Here is a 6965-nt window from a genome sequence, read left to right as displayed (position 1 = left end):
CCTATAGGACAGGTGCGTCCGCAGTATGGAAATTAAGGATTAATAAGTGCTTAAAACAGGCTTATTCATCGAAAAAAGTCGATATTTCTAGAGTTTCAGCGAAGTGCTCTCTTTTTTACAGCCTGACGCCCGATTTGCTGGAAAAAGAAGGTCTTACTTCAGACCTTCCCTAGGTTTTCTGGGTGTCTGGAGTTCGCTGGAAAATTCGGCGTACCCCAACTAGTAACTATAAATAAATCAGCTAGTTATGGCATTCAGTGGAATCGAATCCGGATTCAGCAACTTTCGGGACATTTGTGCAATTTGTACGCAAGTCGTTCAACGTCGACTATGTAAATCAAGTTTTCTAACTTCTATGGCGTCCGAGGCTCCACCGGCTTCCCATGAAGGGGGGCGTGTTCTTCTGCCCCGAGATGGCCAAATCGCTGTGTAACCCGCCTTCCTCGCTAATGAAGGAAGTGTCGCTACGCTTGCTCCAGTGTCGAACGTTACTTGGAGTGATGATGGCCTTATGCCGTTCATGACTAACGTTCAGCATTTTCATACGTTATGCTGTCAAAAAATTTGGTACGGCGGGGATATGACGGAGGCTCAGATCAAGGAAGCGATCTCGAAGGAATTTCTTCGAATCCTCGCTAACGGGCACGGATTTAAGGTTACGGAGCCCCCGCTTGACCATGGAGTAGACATGGTTGTCTGCCCTGTTACAGTGCGGCGCACTCCCCAGGGGGGATGCGTTATCTTGACTCCCCCTACAAGCTAGATTTTCAGCTCAAGGCAACTACATCTGCTGGAGTCACGGACGATGGCGATCAGATCAGGTTTGATCTCGAATCCAAGACCTACAATGATCTCGTCGCCCGACGACCTCAGTTTTTGCCTATGCACCTAATCCTCGTAGTGCTCGATTCAGCCCCACCGGACTGTATAGCTATAGACGAGTTCCAATTGTCTGTTGCTGGAAGCGCATACTGGTACCTACCAGATGAGGGGGTTACTGAGACCGAGAACACGCACCAAATTAGGATTTCGATTCCGAAGGCCAATCGTCTTGGGCTCGGTTTCGTCCGATCTTGCTACGAACAGCTGGGGATAGAGGTATGAGTCATAGATCTGAAGACCTGTCTATCCTCGCCGAAAAGCTCCAGACTTTTCTCACCGCCTCAGGATGGGTAGAAGGGCGCCAAGCCAAGGGACTTCGTTTTTTTTATCCACCGGCTGCCCTTGGGATCGAGGGGAAGTATTCCATCGCGCTACCCGATGACTCATCCAAGCCTGGTGTTGATACTCTTTTGCATGCAGCTGCTGACTCTCTACTGGATTTGTATGGTTACAGCCGCTTCGGCGAAATGGTTGAGAGCGCCGCTTCAAATGCAGATTCAAGTCCTGCTCGTATCTCAACACGATTCGTGGATTCGTCTACTCGGTGGGGTGCGATGCCGCTTTTGGCGTTTGGGGAGTTTTTGAATCATATGGGAGCAGGGTTATATGAAGGCGCCAAATTTAAGCTGGGTGGGGATAATAACTCTAATCGAGTAACAGCCAATACTTTCGCAAACGAATGTCTTTTGCTTAAAACTAAAGTCGGTAGTTTCATTGCTAGCATCGAGGTGCCGCGAACAACGCTCCGGCAGGCAGATTTATTCGGGCACGAGGCGATTGACTCGAATAAAGTTTGTTCGTCATTATTTTCGGCTATTGAATTCCTGAATGCTCGAGTACTCAACGATACAGAGTCCTTATACACCGAAGAGTCACTGGCGGATGCCATTTCACTATTTGATGTGGAACTGTTGGAAGCCTTATCGAAGATGATTTTAGGGCCTGGTATGGATACCATTGAGTTTTCTTTAGAAACAGGAGCTTCTATACGGACCTCTTCTACCGGTTGTATCACCGAAGATAAGATTACACGGTTAAAGGACTATGTCGCCTTTATCAAGAAGCACTTCCGGGGGGAAGATAATATAACGGTGACTGGCTCCATAGTCGAGCTTCGCTCGCGCGATCCTGAAGGTAATAGGAACTATATTCGGGTAGTCACAGACTTCCAGGGAGAACAAACTTTTATGTCTGCGATATTGACTAATGAACAGTATCAACGTGCTGTAGATGCCCACCGTACCAAGCGATCGGTGACCATTCGCGGTAACGGAATGCGATTGAAAACTCAGATTCGCATTACGAATGTAGCGGATTTTACTGCATAGCGGTTAAGCTGAGGCTGTGCTGACTTCAAAAATTTAGCCGCAAGCCGTTATATGTTATGCCTCTGGTAATCTATTTATAATTAATCATTACATTTAAAAATATTTTATTTGGTGAGATAGATGCCTGTACCAGTGAATACGCAATTGGCGGCGCTGCCGGCGATGCTTCCAGCGATGATCGCGGCGTACAACACACCGAACTCACGTACTGCTAACTATAATATTACATATGGAAACTTTATAGTTGGCAGAACACAAGGGATTGCTACCCATGGAAACCTCGCAAACTGGATTAAAAATGGGAGCGCCGCTGCGGAAATTCATAATCTACTGACCGCCTTTGGCATGAGCGCACAACGTTCGATTCTCGTCACTCTTCCAGTGCTACATGGGGTTCTAAATGGACTTCCTGCTGGGATCCTAAACTGGATACAAAATATCTCACTTCCACTGCCAACATCGCCTTGCACCATTATCAACTCCTCGACACATTCTACTTTATCAGTGGAGTTGCAGGACCTCTTTAACGTATTGGCCGCGCCGGGCTCAGTGACCTTGAGTGGCGGCTTTGTTGCAGCGAGCAAGACATTACATTGCTTGTTTCCAGATTTGGCCCCTATGATTGATGGGAGACACTCCGGGCTCTCGTACTTTCACATATCCCGAGCTACATATTTACCTCCACTCGGTTTGCGTACGTGGGACCAATGGAATGGCACTTTGCTTCTTGGCATACCAAATCCGAGCCCGCGGGGAGCCGGGCGAGCAAATTGGGACTCTGCAAGATTCGTTGCGGCTATAGGTATTAATCAGCATATTTATGAGATTTGGCGAAGTAACAACCATAATCCAAATCTGTGGGATTTTCTGGCACTAGACTCTACGCGTGGGACGACCGGAATACCACGAATCGTGGACAAATTACTGTGGTAACGGGCTAACTATTCATTACAGATGAGTTCTACGCTGAGTAGGTGGTAAAACTTATTGCCGGTCATTAGCGAAAGACTTTTTGGGAGGTCTGATTCGTTTCACGCTGGCTGCAGCGGTTCGACGTTCGAAACCTGATCTTGCTCGTTATTTCGGCGGTACAATTAACCTCGCAGGGTGGGCGAACCAAATAACAAAAACAACAAGGCCGGGATCATCCTGGCCTTGTCGCTATTAAAATATTCGCTTTTTTTAATACCCTCGACGAATCTTCGTCTTGAGTTCCGAGTGAAATTTGTCAGCGTTGCTCTTGTTTGTTTTATGGAGTGATTCGCTGCCCGTGATCGATTCAAGGCTTATCGAGCGTTCGGAGTTGAGTTCGCTTTTATAGGATTCGATGAATAAGTCGATATCTGTGGCCTTGGTCATTTTTGGCCACTTTTCAAGGTACTCGGGAAGCTCAGTTCCTCCAGTTTTGAAGGAGCAGATTCGTCGATTGCTGATTGTAGCCTCACCAATTTCAAATGGCACCCACCACGACAGTGCGGTTCTCTCCGAAACGACGGCGAGCAAATGTGTGCATTGGGTGATGTTACGGGTAATAACAGCTGTGATGTCTTCGGTGGATTGAGATTCAGCATCCAATACGTCTAAGTAGGTATTGATGTTTGCTTTTTTCAGTCGACTATTTATTTCTATGGCTTGGTCACGGTCGGTGTGGCGGTAGCTGATAAATACAGGCATCAGAAATGTCCTTTGATTGCAAGTTCTCGGTAATAGGCTCCTAGGGCAGTAAGACGACAGCCGGTGGAGTTGATTGCGGCGTAATACATGTGCTCAGCGCTCACTGGCTCTATCAAGCTGTGGCGATTACACTTTTGCAACTGAGCGAAGACGTCGCCTTTGTCAGAGTCGAACACTGCGGTTTCAGTAGGTTCGTAACTAGGGTCTAAGGGAAACTCAAAGCTTGCATCGGGAAACCAGTCGGGTAGTTTGCGCAGTATTTCCTCGGAAATTAGAGGTGCGACTTCTCGCAACGCAATAAATTGCGATACGTTGGTTTTGAAGACGGGCCGCTGTTCCCAAGCTCCAAGTGCATTGTCGACAAACGAGTAGACGCTACCAGGTGTGACCTTGCCGAGAACGTTAGCAGCTCCCCCGTGTAACGCCTGCAGAAGTAGGCCGGTGAATACGCCATGGCTGTTTTTCTCCAGCGCAGGCTCTGTTTTTTTGCAGGCTGTGAGGATAGTGATTCCTTCGCTCAACATGCTAGCTCCGCCCCTTAGAGCGCGACTATCTCCTGCACCACCGGCCTCGCAACAGTCCAGTATGATTATTTTGTTTTCAATCTGCGTGGCATCATGTGCCCACATTCAAAATGTCGCTGACTCGTAGACCGTCACCTCCTATTTTGTAGTCCTGCGGTATAAGCATCCCCTCATCAATATCCGTATCAAATTGACCATGCCCGGCGAAATACAATAACGCGACATCGCATTTTCCAGAAAATAGACTACGAATATTGTCTTTGAGTAACGTCAGACTCACGTCTTCTTCAGCCGAGGTCAAAATTTTATTGCTGAAGTTTGGTCGCCCACTGGAATGACGCTCCAGTACAGAAGCCATCGCCATGGCATCGTTGTTACAGCCGCTGAGTTTGGAAACATGGCTGTAGTTATTTATTCCGACAAACAGGCCTTTACGCATAGCTCGCCCTCCTTGTGCGTACAAATGGAATCTAAAGTAACCTAAGCTATCGATAGCTTATTAAAGGTCGCTTTACAAACCTAGAAGCAGCTTCTCTTAGAAGAAAGTTTATTTTGCGAGATTAGTGCCAAATGGTATTAAGATATTGGATGCTTCATCAAAGTCGCTAGTAATGGTTAGCTGTGACTTTGGGATCATCATCTGCGTGGTAATCATTTTTACTAGGTTGTCGTATCTGATTGGGTGAGCAGTAATATCTTCGTAGCTTTTGTTGAAAGTGAGATTAATGATGTTGGTGCCTTCGAAAAAAATCCCAGTGATCAGTTGTTCGCCTGAGTCGAGCTGCTTCGATTTAATGTCGATGCTGATCTGTCTGGGCTTTCCAGGTATGACATAAAATCGATTTTGGTACGTAATTAGCACGTCTGATATAAGCTCAAAGCTAGAGGCAAGAGACTCAATTTTTCGCAACTCAAAAAGCTGATCGAACTTTGATGTCTTAAATGCTTCTCTGATCTCACCTTTTGAATTGAAAAACACTTCAAATAGCATCCCGTCCAATATGGCTTTTCTGTTTTCCTGGGAAAGTTCCGAAGTTTTGTTATTAAAATCAACTATGTAATTGATTGCGTCGTTCGCCGAGCCACATGCGGCTTGATAGATGTTTCTGCCCAAAACGAACAGCGTGTTTATATCCGATGATTCAAGCCTTTCCTTAGTGAGCTTGGCAATGGCAGGATTTTGAGTATACCAATTCCTGGATTTTAAGTCGCGAATACATTCGGCAATTAATGTTCCAGCCTGAGGAGTGAACGTTGAGTCCGCGATAGCTGCTGCGCTATAGATTGTAAGTCGTCGCCCAGCGCTAATGTTAAAGAAAAAATCACCAGAAAGGGAAGTGTGCTCCCATGATGTCTGTTTGTTGGTCGTGGTGACGCTTAGCGTATTTCGAACTCGTTTGAAAAGATCTTCAACGGAAATATCTAGGGTGTTGATGTGCTTAAGGAGCGCCTCGGTGTAACTCCCATTACGATTTGGACCGTCTGCCGCCACTTCGCCTGGCGACGTGGCAAATGCGATCAGCGTTCCTTTCGGAGTATATACCGAGGCCAGCCCAGACAATTCAGGCCCACGATTCCAAGCTCGCACAAAAGGGTTGTTGCGACATGCATCCAAAATTATAAAATTTGTTGGATTTGAACAGTCATCCATAACTTCTATAAGCCGATTCAAAGCAAACGATGTGTGTTTTACTGAAATTTCATCCGAGAAGCTTGTATCGGTAGTAATTAGGTAGTTTTCGCCTTTTATCTGAATGCCGTGACCTGCAAAATAAAATAGCCCTACATCATTACTATTAAGATTATCCTTAAAGTTTTGTATGGATCTATCTATATCTTCAGCTGTGCAATCGGTCTTTAATATTACTGAAAAATCCAGAGTTTCAAGTGCTGAGGCCATATCGATGGCGTCATGCGTAGCGTTAGCTAAAGCTCCACCGTTAGGGTAGTTTGAAATTCCAATTACAAGTGCCGTCAAACGCCGTTTCATCCAGATTCTTCCTTGATTGGGTGGAGCCGCTCTGCGAAATGCTACTATTTTGACATCATTGTGTACAACGAATTGATAAGCTCATCCGCTTCACGTGTTCGTGATTTTGACCTTATGGCACTGAGCAGTGGACACTGTTGCGCCGCATTCCCAGCGTCTTACCCGGGCTCGGTACTTTCACATACAGATCACCGTGAAGCGTGGCCATAGTCCGACTCACACGGGATAACCGGTTTTGCGCAGTGGATGCCGATAGCACCTTGTTCAACTAGCTGGCGCAGATGCTCGGCGAAGTCCAACAACGTCTGCCGATCAATCTGTCGCGCATCGTTGGCGCCTGGCCCATCCTCCGACCGACACCAGGGTACAAACGCCTCCCAGCGGTCACTGTACGTCTTGACCGTGCCGTAATGTCCGCCGCCAAATAGACCTTTCAGCGCTTGCGGCCCGGCATAGCTCAGTTGTCGACCATAGCTAAAATTGCCGCCATCTCGCCTGTCGACCAATGCCATGATCCAACTCCTCTCGTTAAAGCCTTTCCCCCACGTTATCCCGCCAAGAATGCTG

4 protein-coding genes and 2 pseudogenes are annotated in these 6965 nt (G+C 46.9%); 2 read left to right on the top strand and 4 right to left on the bottom strand.

Annotated elements, in window-relative coordinates:
• Nucleotides 1-732: 732 nt before the first annotated feature.
• Entirely contained in the window at nucleotides 733-1104 is a 372-nt protein-coding gene (locus K5E40_RS35750; protein WP_221733183.1) for a DUF4365 domain-containing protein, read from the top strand.
• Nucleotides 1101-2210, top strand: coding sequence for a hypothetical protein (locus tag K5E40_RS25455; RefSeq protein WP_221733182.1), 1110 nt, complete (start codon nucleotides 1101-1103; stop codon nucleotides 2208-2210). The genes K5E40_RS35750 and K5E40_RS25455 overlap by 4 nt, the downstream gene beginning before the upstream one ends.
• A gap of 1182 nt (nucleotides 2211-3392) precedes the next feature.
• Here the strand turns inward: K5E40_RS25455 and K5E40_RS25450 are convergent.
• From K5E40_RS25450 to K5E40_RS25435, 4 genes and pseudogenes are all read right to left on the bottom strand, one after another.
• Nucleotides 3393-3884 carry a toll/interleukin-1 receptor domain-containing protein gene (locus tag K5E40_RS25450; protein ID WP_221733181.1) on the bottom strand — a complete coding sequence of 164 codons (492 nt, stop codon included), beginning with the start codon at nucleotides 3882-3884 and terminating at the stop codon, nucleotides 3393-3395.
• Nucleotides 3884-4847: pseudogene (locus tag K5E40_RS25445) on the bottom strand (caspase domain-containing protein). Before K5E40_RS25445 ends, K5E40_RS25450 begins: the two are co-directional and overlap by 1 nt.
• Nucleotides 4848-4955: 108 nt before the next feature.
• Nucleotides 4956-6398 carry a caspase family protein gene (locus tag K5E40_RS25440; RefSeq protein WP_221733180.1) on the bottom strand — a complete coding sequence of 481 codons (1443 nt, stop codon included), beginning with the start codon at nucleotides 6396-6398 and terminating at the stop codon, nucleotides 4956-4958.
• A gap of 115 nt (nucleotides 6399-6513) precedes the next feature.
• A pseudogene (locus K5E40_RS25435) lies at nucleotides 6514-6910 on the bottom strand (integrase); the annotation flags it as partial.
• Between the last annotated feature and the right edge of the window lie 55 nt (nucleotides 6911-6965).

It is taken from the genome of Pseudomonas baetica, from assembly GCF_019733355.1.
Taxonomy (GTDB): Bacteria; Pseudomonadota; Gammaproteobacteria; order Pseudomonadales; family Pseudomonadaceae; genus Aquipseudomonas; species Aquipseudomonas baetica_A.
Note: the sequence above shows the minus strand (reverse complement) of the source record. Positions and strands in the feature narration are given on the sequence as shown.